Annotated in this window: 16 protein-coding genes; 14 read left to right on the forward strand and 2 right to left on the reverse strand. The window is 75.3% G+C overall.

From position 1 onward, the window contains the following. Positions 1 to 206 precede the first annotated feature (206 nt). Positions 207 to 1,004 (reverse strand): HAD family hydrolase, encoded by a 798-nt coding sequence (locus ACFXOZ_RS07530; protein ID WP_375887701.1) that lies wholly within the window; start codon positions 1,002 to 1,004, stop codon positions 207 to 209. Between the two features lie 874 nt (positions 1,005 to 1,878). Here ACFXOZ_RS07530 and ssd point away from each other — a divergent pair. From ssd to ACFXOZ_RS07570, 8 genes are all read left to right on the forward strand, one after another. Then, positions 1,879 to 3,003: a septum site-determining protein Ssd gene (ssd, locus tag ACFXOZ_RS07535; RefSeq protein ID WP_380399521.1), complete on the forward strand. Its 1,125-nt coding sequence runs from the start codon at positions 1,879 to 1,881 to the stop codon at positions 3,001 to 3,003. Then, positions 3,003 to 4,340: a TadA family conjugal transfer-associated ATPase gene (locus ACFXOZ_RS07540; protein WP_380588285.1), complete on the forward strand. Its 1,338-nt coding sequence runs from the start codon at positions 3,003 to 3,005 to the stop codon at positions 4,338 to 4,340. The genes ssd and ACFXOZ_RS07540 overlap by 1 nt, the downstream gene beginning before the upstream one ends. Next, positions 4,337 to 4,558: a hypothetical protein gene (locus tag ACFXOZ_RS07545; protein ID WP_380588288.1), complete on the forward strand. Its 222-nt coding sequence runs from the start codon at positions 4,337 to 4,339 to the stop codon at positions 4,556 to 4,558. Before ACFXOZ_RS07540 ends, ACFXOZ_RS07545 begins: the two co-directional genes overlap by 4 nt. Position 4,559: 1 nt before the next feature. Further along, positions 4,560 to 5,582, forward strand: coding sequence for a type II secretion system F family protein (locus tag ACFXOZ_RS07550; RefSeq protein WP_380527143.1), 1,023 nt, complete (start codon positions 4,560 to 4,562; stop codon positions 5,580 to 5,582). 251 nt (positions 5,583 to 5,833) lie between these two features. Beyond that, positions 5,834 to 6,403, forward strand: a complete 570-nt coding sequence (locus ACFXOZ_RS07555) for a type II secretion system F family protein (protein WP_380527141.1) — start codon at positions 5,834 to 5,836, stop codon at positions 6,401 to 6,403. A 74-nt stretch (positions 6,404 to 6,477) separates the two neighbouring features. Beyond that, on the forward strand, positions 6,478 to 6,750 hold the full coding sequence (locus ACFXOZ_RS07560) for a DUF4244 domain-containing protein (protein WP_375887585.1): 273 nt from the start codon (positions 6,478 to 6,480) through the stop codon (positions 6,748 to 6,750). Between the two features lie 127 nt (positions 6,751 to 6,877). After that, positions 6,878 to 7,255 carry a TadE family type IV pilus minor pilin gene (locus tag ACFXOZ_RS07565; protein WP_380530456.1) on the forward strand — a complete coding sequence of 126 codons (378 nt, stop codon included), beginning with the start codon at positions 6,878 to 6,880 and terminating at the stop codon, positions 7,253 to 7,255. Further along, the gene (locus ACFXOZ_RS07570; RefSeq protein ID WP_380588291.1) at positions 7,243 to 7,911 is read left to right on the forward strand and encodes an Rv3654c family TadE-like protein; all 669 of its coding nucleotides are present in this window, start codon (positions 7,243 to 7,245) and stop codon (positions 7,909 to 7,911) included. Before ACFXOZ_RS07565 ends, ACFXOZ_RS07570 begins: the two co-directional genes overlap by 13 nt. On the opposite strand, the gene ACFXOZ_RS07575 is transcribed toward ACFXOZ_RS07570, so the two are convergent. Next, positions 7,906 to 10,329, reverse strand: coding sequence for a DEAD/DEAH box helicase (locus ACFXOZ_RS07575; RefSeq protein ID WP_380588294.1), 2,424 nt, complete (start codon positions 10,327 to 10,329; stop codon positions 7,906 to 7,908). The two genes, ACFXOZ_RS07570 and ACFXOZ_RS07575, sit on opposite strands and share 6 nt — an antisense overlap. A gap of 230 nt (positions 10,330 to 10,559) precedes the next feature. On the opposite strand from ACFXOZ_RS07575, the gene bldG reads away from it, so the two are divergent. The 6 genes from bldG (at position 10,560) to ACFXOZ_RS07605 (ending at position 15,336) form a co-directional block, all read left to right on the forward strand. Next, on the forward strand, positions 10,560 to 10,901 hold the full coding sequence (bldG, locus tag ACFXOZ_RS07580) for an anti-sigma factor antagonist BldG (RefSeq protein ID WP_188305076.1): 342 nt from the start codon (positions 10,560 to 10,562) through the stop codon (positions 10,899 to 10,901). Positions 10,902 to 11,057: 156 nt separating this feature from the next. Beyond that, entirely contained in the window at positions 11,058 to 11,477 is a 420-nt protein-coding gene (locus ACFXOZ_RS07585; protein WP_375887576.1) for an ATP-binding protein, read from the forward strand. Between the two features lie 162 nt (positions 11,478 to 11,639). Next, positions 11,640 to 12,008, forward strand: a complete 369-nt coding sequence (locus ACFXOZ_RS07590; protein WP_375887574.1) for a cyclophilin-like fold protein — start codon at positions 11,640 to 11,642, stop codon at positions 12,006 to 12,008. Between the two features lie 142 nt (positions 12,009 to 12,150). Then, complete coding sequence (locus tag ACFXOZ_RS07595; RefSeq protein WP_380588297.1) at positions 12,151 to 12,927, forward strand: small secreted protein; 777 nt, start codon at positions 12,151 to 12,153, stop codon at positions 12,925 to 12,927. Between the two features lie 168 nt (positions 12,928 to 13,095). Then, positions 13,096 to 14,628 (forward strand): methyltransferase, encoded by a 1,533-nt coding sequence (locus ACFXOZ_RS07600; protein WP_375887568.1) that lies wholly within the window; start codon positions 13,096 to 13,098, stop codon positions 14,626 to 14,628. A gap of 231 nt (positions 14,629 to 14,859) precedes the next feature. Further along, positions 14,860 to 15,336, forward strand: coding sequence for a DUF3592 domain-containing protein (locus tag ACFXOZ_RS07605; RefSeq protein ID WP_375887567.1), 477 nt, complete (start codon positions 14,860 to 14,862; stop codon positions 15,334 to 15,336). Positions 15,337 to 15,739 lie beyond the last annotated feature (403 nt).

Raw genomic sequence — 15,739 nt, forward strand, 5'->3', positions numbered from 1 at the left:
TGTACGTGCGGTCCGTGGGGCCTGAACTGCGTTGTCGGTTTGACCTCTTCGGTCCTGACCGGGTCTCGCGGGCCGTGCTTCCTTTGTATCGCGTTTCGGCCGAAAGGGGAACCCGAAACGAGAAGTCTGTGCTGATCTGCCCGTTTCGGGGCTTTCCCGGTGGATCGCACCGGATTGCGGTGGATCAAGGTCTTCCGGTGGGCGCTTCAGGCGGCCGGGCGGCGCCGGCGGGCCAGGTACCAGATCACCCCGGCGGTCACCGCGGCCGTCCCGACCGCCACGGCCGTCAGCACCGAACCGCTCGGCGCGGAGAACTCCGGCACCCGCCGTCGCAGTTGCACCGGCCGGTCGAAGACCAGCACCGGCCACTCCCGGGCCTGCGCCTCCTTGCGCAGCGCGCGGTCGGGGTTGACGGCGGAGGGGTGGCCGACCGCCTCCAGCAGCGGCAGGTCGGTCGAGGAGTCGCTGTAGGCGTACGACGCGGCGAGGTCGTAGCCCTCCGTCCCGGCCAACTCCCGGATCGCCGCGGCCTTGTTCTCCGCGTAGGCGTAGTACTCGATCTCGCCGGTGTAGCAGCCGTCCTCGACCTTCAACCGGGTCGCGATCACGTGGTCCGCGCCCAGCAGTTCGCCGATCGGCTCGACCACCTCGGAGCCGGAGCTGCTGACGATCACCACGTCCCGGCCGGCCGCGTGATGCTGTTCGATCAGTGAGGCGGCCTCGTCGTAGATGATCGGGTCGATCAGGGTGTGCAGGGTCTCGGCGACGATCTCGCGGACCTGCTGGACGTTCCAGCCCCGGGTGAGCGCAGAGAGGTACTCGCGCATCTTCTCCATCTGGTCGTGGTCCGCGCCGCCCGCCAGGAAGACGAACTGGGCGTACGCACTGCGCAGTACGGCCCGACGGTTGATCAGGCCGCCCTGGTAGAAAGGCCGGCTGAACGCCAGCGCGCTCGACTTGGCGATGATGGTCTTGTCGAGGTCGAAGAAGGCGGCGGTCCGCAGGCCGGTCGGCCGGGGGCGGGCGGGTGCGCTCGGCTCCTCGGGCCCGGTGGGGTCGCCCTGGGACTCGTCGGCGTGGTCGTCGGCGTTCTCGGTGGTGTCCACGGGAACCGAGGATAGAGGGAGCCGCAAAACACCCCGCCATTCGGTGTACTCGTGGGCGTGCGGGTTTGTGTTTCTGGCCGCTCGGGTACACCATGGAAGTCACGGATCGTTCGCGACCGTGCTAACCCGGTCCGGCTCCTCCCCCCCGAGTCGGGCTGTGGATAGACGACCCCCGCTCTCCCCCCCGGCGGGGGTCGTCGCACGTCCGGGGCCATTTTCAGGGCTTGAAGGCCCTTCGCGCAGGCTTCCGCGCGGTCCTTCCCGAGGTGTACGGGTGGTGTCGACGGCTCGATCCGTCCACCACCTTTCGTCACTCTGCGTTGCCGTTTGCTCATGACGCGCAGGATGCCCACGGCTGGTTCCGATCGGCTCCCCGGGGTCGTTCCAGCGGGGGTGAGCGGGACTGTCCTGGCGGGGCGCGCGGGGCCGTCCTGATGGCGCGCGCAGGGCCGCTGGGGCGGGGGTGGGGAGGGCGGTCGGCTGGGGGGCGATGGACGGCCGGGCCGTCCCCGCGACCCCCTTTCGTCAATTCTTCGACGAATAGCCCCCCGTCCGAGTGAACGTTTTCATCCACAACCCCCGAGTTATCCACAGGCAATCGGAACGTGGATGACGGAATCCGGATCTCCCCCCACCGTGATGGTCGGCGGCGGTCGCCGGGCAGGGCCTCACCCCTTCCTCTCCCAGAGGTCTGCCTGGCGGCCGTCCGTCGGAACCGTCCGACGCGTGCCGCGGCCGCCCCTGGTGGCCGCGGCACAGAGGGGAGAACACCATGTCGACGCCGATCACCTCCCACGTCACCGCCGAGGGCCCCGCGGCCACCGGGCCGCTCGTGGTCACCGGGGACGAGGACCTGGCCGAGCACCTGCTGCGGGTCTGCGCGGCAGCGGGCACCGAGCCCCGGCTGATCAGGGGCGCGCCGCCGCCGCGCGAGTTGTGGGAGGCCGCCCCGCTGGTCCTGGTCGGGGACGACCGGGCGGAGCACTGCGCGGGGCTGGGTCGGCGCAGCGGGGTCCTGCTGCTCGGGCTGGACCTCGACGACCCCGGCGTGTGGGTCAGAGCCGTCCAACTCGGCGCCGAGCACGTGCTGTTCCTGCCCGACGCCGAGGCCTGGCTGCTGGACCGGATCGCGGACGCGGCCGAGGGCGTCGGCTCCCCGGCCGTCACCGTCGCGGTGCTCGGCGGCCGGGGCGGGGCCGGGGCCTCGACCCTGGCCTGCGCCCTCGCGGTCACGGCCGCGCGGACCGGGCGGCGGACCATGCTCCTCGACGGCGATCCACTGGGCGGGGGCCTGGACATCCTGCTCGGCGGCGAGACGGCCCGCGGGCTGCGCTGGCCCGACCTGGCCGGTTCGCGCGGGCGGGTCAGCGGGGCCGAACTCGCCAGGGCGCTGCCGGCCCTCAAACGGCTCTCCGGGCTGTCCTGCCTGTCCTGGGACCGCGGCGACACCCTGACGGTGCCGCCGGCCGCCATGCGCAGCGTGCTCGCCGCCTCCCGACGGCGCGGCGGGCTGGTGGTGGTCGACGTGCCGCGCCACCTGGACGCGGCCGCCGGGCAGGCGCTGGAGCAGTCCGACCTGGCGCTGCTGGTCGTCCCGGCCGAGCTGCGTGCGGTGGCGGCCGCCGACCGGGTCGCGGCGGCGGCCCGGATGCGGCTCGGGGACGTCCGGGCCGTGGTGCGGCCGGTGCGGGCCGGCGGGCTCCCGGCCCACCGGATCGCCCGCGGGCTGCGGCTGGAGCTGGCGGGGGAGCTGGAACCGGAGCCGGGGCTGACCGAGGACGTCGAGAAGGGCGTCCCGCCCGGCACACGGGAGGGCGGTCCGCTCGCGCGCTTCTGCGCGAGCTTCCTGAACGAGGTGCTGCCGCCGGTGTCGGCGGTCGGAGGAGGTGCGTACTGATGGTCCGTCTGCGCAGGACAGGAACGCGGGGCGGTGCCCCGGCCCCGGGCGACGGTGCGCGGGAGCACCGGCCGCTCCGGAGCGTGCCGCCGCCCGGCGGGCCGGGCCCGGCCGGACACGGGCCCTGCCCGTACGGTCGGACGGCCAGCGAGGAGCGGTCGGCCGAGCTGGTGGACGCGGTCCGGCTGCGGCTGGCCGAGTCCGGGGCCGACCCGACGGCGGGCTCGGTGGCAGCCGTGCTGCGGGCCACCCGGCCACCGCTCGGCGGGGACGAAGTGCTGGACACCGTGCGCTCGCTGCGCGCCGAACTGGTGGGTGCGGGCCCGCTGGAGCGGCTGCTGGCGGCGCCCGACGTCACGGACGTGCTGGTGAACGGTCCGGACGAGGTGTGGGTCGACCGTGGCGGCGGTCTGCACCGGGCCACCGGGGTCCGGTTCGCCGACGCCGAGGCGGTGCGGCGGTTGGCCCACCGGCTGGCCACCGCGGCCGGGCGGCGCCTGGACGACGCCCGGCCCTGGGTGGACGCCCGACTGCCGGACGGCACCAGGCTGCACGCGGTGCTGCCGCCGATCGCGGCCGGCTGCACGCACATCTCGCTACGGGTGTGGCGGCCCCGGCCGTTCACGCTGGACGAGTTGGTGGCGGGCGGCGCGCTGCCACCGGAGGGCGCGGAGCTGTTGGCCGGCATCGTGCGGGCGCGGCTGTCGCTCCTGGTCTCGGGCGGGACGGGCTCGGGCAAGACGACCCTGCTCGCGGCCCTGCTCGGCCTGGTCGGTCCGGACGAACGGATCGTGGTCGCCGAGGACTCCGCCGAACTGCGGCCGGCCCACCCGCACGTGGTCCGACTGCAGAGCCGACCGCCGAACCAGGAGGGGCTGGGCGAGTTCACCTTGCGGGACCTCGTCCGGCAGGCACTGCGGATGCGGCCGGACCGGCTGGTGATCGGCGAGGTGCGCGGGGCCGAGGTGTCGGACCTGCTGGCCGCGCTCAACACCGGCCACGAGGGCGGTTCCGGGACCGTCCACGCCAATACGGCGGCGGACGTGCCGGTCCGGCTGGAGGCGCTCGGCTCGCTCGCCGGGCTCGACCGCCCGGCCCTGCACAGCCAACTGCGGGCCGCGCTGGACGTGGTGGTGCACCTGGTCCGGGACTCGGACTCGGGGCGGCGCCGGGTGGCGGAGATCCACACACTGGCCGGGGACGGCAACGGGCTGGCGGTGACCACCCCGGCGGTGCGGTTCCCGGCCGCGGGCGGCCTGGTGCCCGGGGCGGGCTGGGAACGGCTGGTCGGGCTGCTGGCCGCACGCGGGGTGGCGATCGGGGCGGTGACGCCATGAGGGCCGTGGTGGCGGCGGTCTCGACCGCAGTGCCGGTGTGGGTGCCGGCCCCGGTGTCGGTGGCGGCGGCGGTGGCGCTGACGGGGGCGGGCCGGGCCGAGCGGGAGCTGCGGCTGGTGGAGATCGGGTTCGTGCTGTTCCTGGTCGCGTGTGCGACGGGCGCCCTGGTGCTGCTCGGGGCAGCGGGCCGGAAGGGTCGAGGGCAGGGAGGTGGGTGACATGACGCAGGTCCAACCGGCGCTCTGCTGGGTGACGTTGCTGTGCCTGCTGGCCGCTGTCGGGTGGCGGGCGGTCCAGGAGCAGCTACCCGGTGGGCGGCGCTCCAGGCTGGTGCCGGCGGGCAGCGGGCCCCCGGTGTACGGGCCCCCGGTCCACGGGCCGCAGCCGGAGGAGGTGGGCCGGGTGCGGGGCCGGCTGCTTGGGCTGCTGGCGCCCGAACTACTGGCGCTGCCGGTGGGCTTGGTCGCCGGCCAGGCGACCGCCTCGCCCGTGCCGGTGCTCGCGGGAGTGCTGGCCGTCCTCCCCCTGAGGAGGTGGCGGCTGCGGCGGCGACGGGAGGCCGAGGCCGGGCGGCGGGCCGCCGCGGTGGTGGAGCTGTGTGCCGCGCTGGCCGGGGAGTTGCGCAGCGGTGCGACCCCGGAGCAGGCCCTGCACCTGGTCACGGCCCGGCTGGCCGCGGACCCGGACGGGCTGCGCCGGCTCGGCGCGGAGCCGGTGGCCCGGCTGGCGGCGGGGCGCTACGGCGGGGACGTCCCCGCTGCGCTCCAGCTGCTCGCCGAACTGCCCGGAGGCAGCGGGGCGGCAGCGATCGCGGCCTGCTGGCGGGTGGCCTCCGACGGCGGGTCGGGGCTGGCCGCCGCGCTGGACCGGGTCGCGGAGGCGCTGCGCGGCGAGCGGGCGTTGACCGAGGAGATCGCGGGGGAGCTGGCCGGACCGCGCGCGACGATCGCGGTCCTGGCCGCCCTGCCGGGCGCGGGGCTGCTCCTGGGCGGAGCGCTCGGGGCCCGTCCGGTGGAGGTCCTGCTGCACACGCCGGCCGGACTCGGCTGTCTGGGGGCGGGGGCGGTGCTGGAGGGCCTGGGGGTGCTCTGGACGGCCCGGATCGTCCGGGCGGCGGCCCAGGGCGCGTTGGAGGCCCCCTGGGGTGTGGGGAGCCGTCCTGGGGTGACGGGCCTGCCTCGGCGCGGCGGTGGGCGGCGAGGGGGCCTGTGGGCGCTCGATGTCGGAGCGGGGGCGGGGTGATGCGACTGGGCGGGTGGGTGCCGGCCGGGCTTTCGGTGACGGCTGTGGCGCTATCGGCGGCTGCGGCCGGGGTGGCCCGGCACGGGGCGGGGCGCAGCGCCGGACGGAGGGCGTTCGCCTGGCAGCGGGAACGAGAGGAGGTGCGGAGTCGAACCGGGCCCGGGCGCAGCGATGTTGGGCGCACCGGTGTTGGGCGCAGCGGGGTTGGACCCCGGCGGCGACTGGCGACGGCGGTCGTCGCGGGGCTGGCGGTGGCGGCGCTGGTCGGTGGTGGCCCCGGTGCGGTGGCCGGGGTGCTGGCAGCGGTGGGCGTGCACCGGTGGTCGGCCCGGGCCAGGTCGCCGACGGATCGCCGGGCGATGCTGGAGGAGCAGTTGCTGCTCAGGCAACTTCCCTTGGGCGCCGATCTGTTGGCGGCCTGCCTCGGAGCGGCGGCGCTGCCCTCGGCGGCGGTGGCGGCGGTGGGGCGGAGCGTGGGCGCACCGCTGGGGCCGAGGCTGGTCGCGATCGGGGCCGAACTGGTCCTGGGTGCACCGCCGGAGCTCTGCTGGACCAGGTTGGGCGCACGGCACGCGGCGCTGGCGCCGCTGGCGCGGTGCCTGGTCCGGACGAGCCTCGGTGGAGCTCCCGCGACCGGTCCGTTGGTCGAACTGGCCCGGGAGCAGCGGACCGCCGCCGCCCGGGCGGCCCACGTCAGGGTCCGCCGGGCCGCGGTGCTCGCCACCGCGCCGCTCGGACTCTGCTTCCTGCCGGCCTTCGTCCTGATCGGAGTGGTGCCGGTGGTGATCGGCCTGACCAGCCGTTTCGGGTGGTCGATGTGAGTGGGTGTCGGGTCCGGGCCCGTCGGGCCGGGACCCGCGAGAGGGACCGGTAAGTATCCAGACAGGAGAGATCGATGACTGCAGTTTTCGCGACCAGGCCCAGCATCGGGCGTCCGTTCCAGCACCTGCCGGGAGCGTGGCGGCGGAAGAGCCGCGGGGTCGCCGGCCGGGTACGCAGGGTGGCGCGGTACCGCGGGCGTTCGGACGCCGGGATGACCACGGCTGAGTACGCCGTCGGCACGCTGGGTGCGTGCGCCCTCGCGGCCGGGCTGTACAAGGTGGTCACCAGCGCGGCCATCACCGGGGCGCTGACCGAGACGCTGGAACGGGCGCTCCGTGCGACGTAGCGCCCGACCGCGACCCGGCCGGTCGAACCGGCCTGTACGGGCCGTACGGAGGCCGTGGCAGGGGCCGTGGCAGGGGTCGTGGCGGGGGCGGCGCGGGGACGCCGGCTTCGTCACGGCGGAGACGGCGGTGCTGCTGCCCGCGCTCGTCCTGCTCGCGGCGATGCTGATCTGGGGCGTGCTCGCGGCCGCGGCGCAGATCACCTGCGTGGACGCGGCCAGGATCGGCGCCAGGGCGGCCGCCCGGGGCGAGTCGGACGCCGCCGGACTCGCCCGTGCGGCGGCTCCGCCGGGAGCGCGGGTCCGGGTGGCGGTCGCGGCGGACACGGTACGGGTCGACGTGGACGCCCCGTGCGCGGCGCCGGGGAGGTTGGCCGGGCTGCTCGCCGTCCGGGTCGGTGCGATGGCGGTGGCCGCCCGGGAGGACGTGCTGGGCGGCACCGCGGAAGGAACGGAAGGAGCGGAAGGGACCGTGGAGGGAGGAGGTGGAGGTGGATGGCCCGCCTGACGGCTCGACAGGTGGCCCGGAGGACTGCCAGGTCGGCCGACTGCCGTCCGGTTGGCCGTCGGTGGGCGGTGGAGTGGCCGGCGCGGTTGGGGCGGTTCGGGCGGGTCCGTAGCGCTCGGGCGGCGGCACCGGGCAGGGGCGGGTACGGGGCGGACACGGGCTCGGCGACGGTCTGGCTGCTCGCCCTGGCGATGCTGGGCACGACGGTCTTCGCGGCGACGGTCGCGGTCGGCACGGTGGTGGCCGCCCGGCACCGGGCCGAGTCGGCAGCCGACCTGGCGGCCCTCGCGGCCGCGGACCGGCTGCTGCTGGACCCGGACGGCGGCTGCGCCCGGGCCGTCGGGATCGCGGCGGCGCAGGGGGCCGCGCTGGTGTCCTGCGCGGTGGACCGTTCCGCGGACGCCGTCGAGGTGGTGGCCGAGGTGCCGGTCGGTGGGCTTCCGCGGCGGCTGCCGGTCGGTCCGGCGCGGGCGAGGTCGCGGGCCGGGCCGGTGCGGGCCCCGGCCGCCGCGGCCGAGGACGGCCTCGGCGAGGCGCTGGGCGGCCCCAGCGGCCCCGGTACCCCGGGCGGGACCCCGAGCGCCGCGCCCACGGCCCCCGGCCCGTTGCCGGCCCCCGGTGCGCCCACGGCCCCGGGCGGGGCGGTGGCCTCATGAAGCGGCCGGTGCTCCGCCGTCCGGGTCCGCTGCGGGGCCCATCGCGGGCCCTACCGCTGGCCCTACCGCCGGGCCTGCGGCGGGGGCCGCCGCTCCGGCCGCCCCGGGGGCCCCGGCCAGCAGGACGTCCAGCAGCCGGACGGCGGCCGTCTTGTCCAGCGGGTCGTTCCCGTTGCCGCACTTGGGCGACTGGACGCAGGACGGGCAGCCGCGCTCGCACTCGCAGGAGGCGATCGCCGCGCGGGTGGCGGTGAGCCACTCGACGGCGCGCTGGAAGCCGCGTTCGGCGAAGCCGGCGCCGCCCGGGTGGCCGTCGTAGACGAACACCGTGGGCAGCCCGGTGTCGGGGTGCAGCGGGACGGAGACGCCGCCGATGTCCCACCGGTCGCAGGTGGCGAACAGCGGCAGCAGCCCGATCGAGGCGTGCTCGGCGGCATGGGCGGCGCCGGGCAGCCGGTCGAGCGGCAGGTCCGCGTCGAGCAGTTGGTCCTCGGTGACGGACCACCAGACGGCGCGGGTGCGCAGGGTGCGGGGCGGGAGGTCGAGCTTGCTCTCACCCATGATCTCCCCGGTGGAGATCCGCTTCCGGAGGTAGCCGACCACCTGGTTGACCACCTCCACCGAGCCGAAGCTGAGTCGGCCCTCGCCCCAGTGGACGGTGGTGTCGGTGTCGAGGACGGAGATGGAGGTGATGTCACGGGCGGCCGTGGTGTACGGCGGGTCAGCCGGTTCGACCAGGGCGACCGAGTCCTCCAGGTCGAGCTCCCGGACCAGGTAGGTACGGCCCTGGTGGAGGTGGACGGCCCCGGTGTGGACGGTGGTGTGGGCGGCCGCGGCGTCCACGGTGCCGAGCAGCCGGCCGGTGTCGGCTTCGACGATCTGCACCGGGCTGCCGCCGCTGCCCCGCAGGTCGACGGCGTCGGCGGCGCGCTCCCGGCGGGTCCAGTACCAGGAGCCGTCGGTGCGTCGGCGCAGCAGGCCGCGCCGTTCCAGCACCGGCAGCAGCGGTGCGGTGGAGGGCCCGAACAGCTCCAGGTCGGCGTCGGTGAGCGGGAGTTCGGCGGCGGCCGCGCACAGGTGCGGGGCGAGTACGTGCGGGTTGTCGGGGTCGAGCACGGTGGCCTCGACGGGTGTCGCGAACAGCGCCTCCGGGTGGTGCACCAGGTAGGTGTCCAGCGGGTCGTCGCGGGCGATCAGGATGGCCAGCGCGCCCTGGGCCTCCCGGCCCGCCCGGCCGGCCTGCTGCCAGAGCGAGGCCCGGGTGCCGGGGTAACCGGCCATCAGGACGGCGTCGAGGCCGGAGATGTCGACGCCGAGTTCGAGGGCGGAGGTGGAGGCGAGTCCTAGCAGTCGGCCGGAGTGGAGGTCGCGCTCCAGGGCCCGGCGTTCGTCGGCGAGGTAGCCGCCGCGGTAGGCGGCCACCCGCTCGGCGAGCGGTCGGCCGAGCTGGTCCTGGGTCTGCAGGGCGACGAGTTCGGCGGCGCGCCGGGAGCGGACGAACACGACCGTCCGGGTCTGCCGTTCGACCAGGTCGGTCAGCAGGTACGCGGCCTCGGCGGTGGCGGTGCGGCGCACCGGGGCGCCGTGCTCCCCGACGTTCTCGGTCAGCGGCGGCTCCCAGAGGCCGAAGACCATCGGGCCGCGCGGCGAGGCGTCCTCGGTGACGGCCGCCGCGGGCAGACCGGTCAGTCGCCGGGCGGTGACGGCCGGGTCGGCGGTGGTGGCGGAGGCGAGCAGGAAGGTGGGTGACGAACCGTAACGGGCGCAGAGGCGGCGCAGCCGCCGCAGCACCTGGGCGACGTGCGAGCCGAACACGCCCCGGTAGCTGTGGCACTCGTCGACGACCACGTAGCGCAGCACCTTGAGGAAGGAGGCCCAGCGGGCGTGCGCGGGGAGGATGCCCCGGTGCAGCATGTCCGGGTTGGTGAGCACGTAGGAGGCGTACTGGCGGACCCACTCGCGCTCCTCGGGGGGCGTGTCGCCGTCGTACAGGGCGGCCCGGACCCGGGGCGGGGCGAGTTCGGCGGCGCGGCGGCGCTGGTCGGCGGCGAGCGCCTTGGTCGGGGCCAGGTAGAGCGCGGTGGCGCCGCGGCCGTTGCGGGCCTCGGTGCCCTCCAGCAGGTCGCTGAGGACCGGTGCCAGGTAGCCCAGCGACTTGCCCGAGGCGGTGCCTGTGGCGATCACCACAGTCTGGCCGCTTTTGGCCAGGTTCATCGCTTCTGCCTGGTGCGCCCAGGGCTGTTCCACCCCGACGTCCGCCGCGGCGGCGACGATCTCCGGTCGGATCGAGTCGGGCCACGGTGAATAACGCGCAGGCCGGGCGGGAAGGTGCTCCGTATGGGTGAGCCGGTCGGCCCGCCCCCGACTGGTGGACAGGGTCGTGAGCAGTGCCTCGGGCAGGCTGTGTCGGGGCGGCATGAGGACCCAGTGTGTCACCGGCGTGACGGAGAATCGTCGTAAGCCATCGTGCGGTCATGGTCGCAGGTGGTTGAATGTGGCCGTGACGGCCGTATGGCCGTGGGTCGCAGCGCTGAGGCTCGCCACGCGTTGGCTTGTTGGCTTGGCGCGCCCGGGCTCGCGACCATGCGGTGGCGGCCGTCCGGCCGAGGATCGCACATGACGTAGCAAGGCAAGGTGCTGGAGGTTCCGTGGACCTGTCCCTGTCGACCCGTGCAGTCGGCGATCGTACGGTCGTCGAGGTTGGCGGCGAGATCGATGTGTACACCGCCCCGAAGCTGCGGGAGCAGCTGGTCGAGCTCGTCAACGACGGCAAGTACCACCTCGTCGTCGACATGGAGGGCGTCGACTTCCTCGACTCGACCGGCCTCGGCGTGCTCGTGGGCGGTCTGAAGCGGGTGCGTGCCCACGAGGGCTCGCTGCGCCTGGTGTGCAACCAGGAGCGCATTCTCAAGATCTTCCGGATCACCGGTCTGACGAAGGTCTTCCCGATCCACACTTCGGTGGACGACGCGGTCGCCGCGACCGACTGACGCGTCCGGGCCGGCCCCCGCGGTCGGCCCGCCCGTTCCACGCGTTCGGGGCGCGGGGGCCTGTGCGGCCCCCGTTCCCCGGGCGTCTCAGGGCCGGTCCAGCCGGTCCGCGGGGCCGCGCTGTCGGCCCCGGTCGGAGTACCCCGAGGGGGAGAGATGGCAACCGTCGAACTTCGATTCAGCGCGCTTCCCGAGCACGTGCGGACGGCCAGGCTGGTCGCCGCGGCCGTCGCCAGACGGGCCGGGGTCGACGAGTCGGTGCTCGACGAGGTACGGCTCGCGGTCGGTGAGGCGTGCTCCCGTGCGGTCGGTCTGCACCAGCGTGGTGGGATCGGCGGCACGGTGCGGGTCGCTTTGACCGACCAGGAGAAGCGTTTCCTCATCGAGGTCGAAGACGAGGCGGGCCCCGCCGCGGTCCCGGCCGCCGGTGCCGCCGAGGGCGGCGACCCGGACGAGGACACCCTGGGACTCGCCGTGATCACCGGCCTGGTCGAGGACCTGGAGGTCACCAACGGCGCCGACGGCGGCGTGATCCGGATGAGCTGGCCGGTTTCGGTGCCCTCCGTCGCGGTCTGACGTCACCCGGCTGTGCCTGCGGGCGCCCACGTTCCGGACGCCCGTACTCCGGACGCCCACGTTCCGGACGCCCGTTGACAAGGTGTGCGGCCCGGCGGTTCGCTGCTTCCGGCACGACCGGGTCCGGTCATCGACCGGACCTCGTCGCGGAAGAGGAAGCACATGCGGATCCGCATCCTGTGGCCGGCCGGGCAGGCCACCGCCACGCTGGCGGCCACCCCCACCACCGAAGCGCTCTGGGCCGAGCTGCCGATCAGTTCCACGGCCTCCACCTGGGGCGAGGAGGTCTACTTCGGCACGCCCGTGAGCGTGCCGCGCGAGGACGGTGCCCGGCAGGTGGTCGAGCCGGGCACGGTCGCGTACTGGACCGACGGCGACAGCCTCGCGCTGCCGTACGGACCGACCCCGATCTCGCACGACGGCGAGTGCCGACTGGCCGGTCCCTGCAACGTCCTCGGCCTGCTGGACGGCGATGCCCGGGTGCTGAGCACCGTGCGGCCGGGCGATCCGATCCGGGTCGAGCGGGCCTGAGCGTCGGGGAGGAGCCGTGGGCGTCGGGCGGGGGCCGGGCGTCCTGCGTGGGGCGGGAGCCGGGCAGCCGGGAACCGGACGGGCGGTGACGGCCGTGTAGGTTCGACGACCGAAGACGACCGAAACCGAAAGGCTCCTCCCGGTGAACAAGCGACTGCTGGCCGTACCCGCCCTCGGCGTGCTGCTCGCGTTCGGCGCCGTCGGCTGCGGCGGCGACGACAACAGCAAGCAGCTGGACTCCTGGGCGTCGAACGTCTGCGGCGCGGCCAAGGACCCGATCGCCCAGGCACAGGTCGCGCTCGCCGACACCGCCCAGGTGAAGACCGGTGAGTCCCCGACCGACCTGCGGAAGCGGCTGTCGGCGGACATCGGGCGACTGGGCAAGACCAACCAGGACATCGCGGCCGCGATCGACGCGGCCGGTGCGCCCAAGGTGGACAACGGTGCCGCGCTGCAGAAGGACACCGTCGACGAGTTGAAGAAGGCGGCCGACGGCTACCTGGACGTCCAGAAGAAGCTGGACGCCCTGGCCATCGACGACCAGGCGAAGTTCGCGGACGGGCTGAACAGCGTCGGCGACCAGTTGCGCCGGCTGTCCTCGCTGTCCACCCAGGCGCAGAGCAAGCTGGGCAGCGGCGACCTCGGCAAGGCGATGGCCAAGCAGGAGGGGTGCAAGCCCTCCCAGGCCACCCCGGGTGCCGGGGCGAGCGGCAGTGCCGGTGGCTCCACGGCCACCCCCGGTGCGGGCGGCAGCCCGAGCGCCAGTGCCACCTCCTCGGCGGGTGCCCCCAGCGGCAGCCCCGCGCCGGGCGGGACGGACAGCGCGAGCCCGGCGGCCGCCCCCTCGGCGGGCGCCACCACCCCGGCGGCCCCGGCTTCGTCCTCGGCCCCGGCGACGCCGGCACCCAGCGCGAGCTGAGCCGAGGTCCTGTCCGGCGTCCCGGCTTCCGGAGGCCCTGCCCGACGTCCCGGTGCGCCCGGTGGGGCGCTCCGGCCGTCGGCGGGGGCGTGGGGCCGGGCCTGCGCTCCCGGTGGGGTCGGCGGGCCGGTGGGGCAGGGGCGGGGTGAGGCGGGGGACAATGGCGGGGTGATCAGTAGCCCCGTTCTCGACCCGACCCGCCTGGCCAAGCTGCGCGAGGCGCTGCTGGCCGCCTCGTTCACCGCCGATGGGTGCCTGGACCTCCTGGGGCCCACCGGCTACGCGGCGTTGGCCCGCAGTGAGGCCGTCCCGGCGCTGCGCGCGACGCGGGGCGGCAGCCCGCTGGAGACCCTGGTGCGGCTCTTCCTGCTGCAGCAGCCGGTGCCGTACCGGGCGGCCGCCGCCGCGCTGCCGGTGGAGGACTGCCTGGCGGACGGCTGGCTGCGCCCGGATGGGGACCTGGTGCGCGCCACCGTGGACGTCCGGCCGTACGCCAACGAGGTTTCCGGGATGCCCAGTTCGGACGCCTGGGTGGTGTCCGACCTGGGGTGCGCGGTCGGTGGCGCGGGCGGGATCGGCTCCGGTGAGACCGCGCACGGGGTGGCCCGCAAGGACCTGGTGCTGGGGGTCGGCGGGGCGTCCACCACGCTGGCCAACATCACCGTGCGCCGTCCCGTCCGGGCGGCGCTGGACCTCGGTTCGGGCTCCGGCGTGCAGGCGCTGCACGCGGCCCGGCACGCCGGGAGCGTCACCGCCACCGACCTCAACCCGCGTGCCCTGCGGTTCACCGAACTGACCCTGGCGCTGTCCGGGTTCGACGCCACCGAGGTGTTCACCGGCAGCCTCTTCGAGCCGGTCGGGGAGCGGAAGTTCGACCTGATCGTCTCCAACCCGCCGTTCGTGATCTCGCCCGGCGGCCGGTTCACCTACCGTGACGGCGGCATGGCCGGGGACGACCTGTGCCGCAGCCTGGTGCGGTCGGCCGCCGAGCACCTGGAGCCGGGCGGCTACTGCCAGTTGCTCGCCAACTGGCAGCACGTCAGGGGCGAGGACTGGCAGGAGCGGCTGGCCGGCTGGGTGGCGGGCACCGGACTGGACGCCTGGGTGGTCCAGCGCGAGGTCCAGGACGTGGCCCAGTACGCCGAGTTGTGGCTGCGCGACGGCGGTGACCACCGCGGCCCGGGCGGCGACTACCAGGCCCGGTACGGCGAGTGGCTGGACGCCTTCGAGGCGGGCCGGGTCGAGGGCATCGGGATGGGCTGGATCACCCTGCGGGCGGGCGGCGCCGAGCGTCCGACCGTGCGGGTGGAGGAGTGGCCGCACCCGGTGGAGCAGCCGCTCGGTCCGCACATCGACGCGTGGTTCGACCGGCAGGACTTCCTGCGCTCGCACGACGACGCGGGCCTGCTCGCGGCCCGCTACGTGCTGGCCGACGAGGTGGTCCAGGAGCAGGTCGGTGCGCCGGGGGCGGAGGACCCGGAGCACGTGGTGCTGCGACACAACCGGGGCATGCGGCGGGCCACCAAGGTGGACACGGTCGGCGCCGGGTTCGTCGGGGTGTGCGACGGCACGCTCTCGGCGGGCGAGATCGTGGACGCCATCGCGCACCTGCTGGGCGAGGACCGGGTGGTGCTGCGGGACCGGGTGCCGGAGTCGCTCCGGCTGCTGACCGAGCAGGGGTTCATCGACCCGGTGCGGTGAGGTCCGGTGCGGTGCCGTGCGGTGCCGTGCCGTGCGGGGCCGTGCCGTGTGGCGTGGTGCCGTGCCGTACTCCGGCCCCGTCCGGTAGAACGCCGCTCCGGCACCTTCCGGTTCACCCTCCCGTCCCCCCTGGTTCGTCCGGTGGTCCCCGTCCGGCTGCCCGCCGTTGGTCGGGTGCTGTGAGGCTCTGTCCACAGGCTGTGGACAGAGTTGGGGAGCCGGGGGCCAGGGGTGGACACGACGACGGCGACCGTCGGCGGGCTGGTGCTCGCCCTCTTCGGTGGCGCGCTGCTGCTCTGGTGCGCCGCCGAAGTGCGCCTTCGCCACCGGGTGCGCCGCTCGGGGGTTCCGGTGGTGGCGACGGTCGTCGCCGAGAGGGACGTGCACGGCCAGCTGGACAGCGCGCCGCTGCTCTCCTTCTCCGTGCCGCCGACGGTCGGCGGGGCCGGGCCGGGCTCCGGCTCCGGTTCCGGCCGGATCGCGGAACTCGTGCTCACCCGGCCGCGCGGGCACACCCCGCTGCGCCGTCCGGAGCGGTTCGCGCCCGGAGCCCCGGTGCGGATCTGCTACGACCCGGACCGCCCCCGCCGGGCGGTGCTGGCGGCCGGGGAGATCGGCCGGGCGGCGGTCGTCGACCTGCTCTGGTGCGCCCTGGGGGTGGCGTGCCTGGGGGCGGGAGCCGGGCTGCTGGCGGCGATCGGCCGCTGAGGGGGCGAGCAGCCCCTCGGTCGGTCGGCCGGACCCGGTGTCAGGGTCCGTCGGCCGGATCCGGCGGTCCGTCGGCTGTCGTCCGGCGGCCGGGTCCAGCGCGATCCGGAGAGCGCCATACCGCATGCGCGCCGATTTTCCGTTGACAGATCTTGAAATCCGTCATTCCATCCTCCGGAACCTGCCGAAGCCCCCCTCCACGGGGCGCGAACCTCCGTCATCGGGTTACCGTTCGAGTGGCGTCGGTGAGCGCGGCAAGCGAAACAGCGGGATCCGTCCGTTTGACAAGGGTGGCCGGGGTACGGTCACACTCCGCTGGTGGGGTGTCGTGCAGCGGCGACCCCGGGACGGTGGAGGGGTCGGGCGGAGCGCAGCCCGTGCTGCCAGCGCCGACCAGCCACAT

The sequence above is a fragment of the Kitasatospora sp. NPDC059160 genome (genome assembly GCF_042755465.1).
GTDB lineage: Bacteria > Actinomycetota > Actinomycetes > Streptomycetales > Streptomycetaceae > Kitasatospora.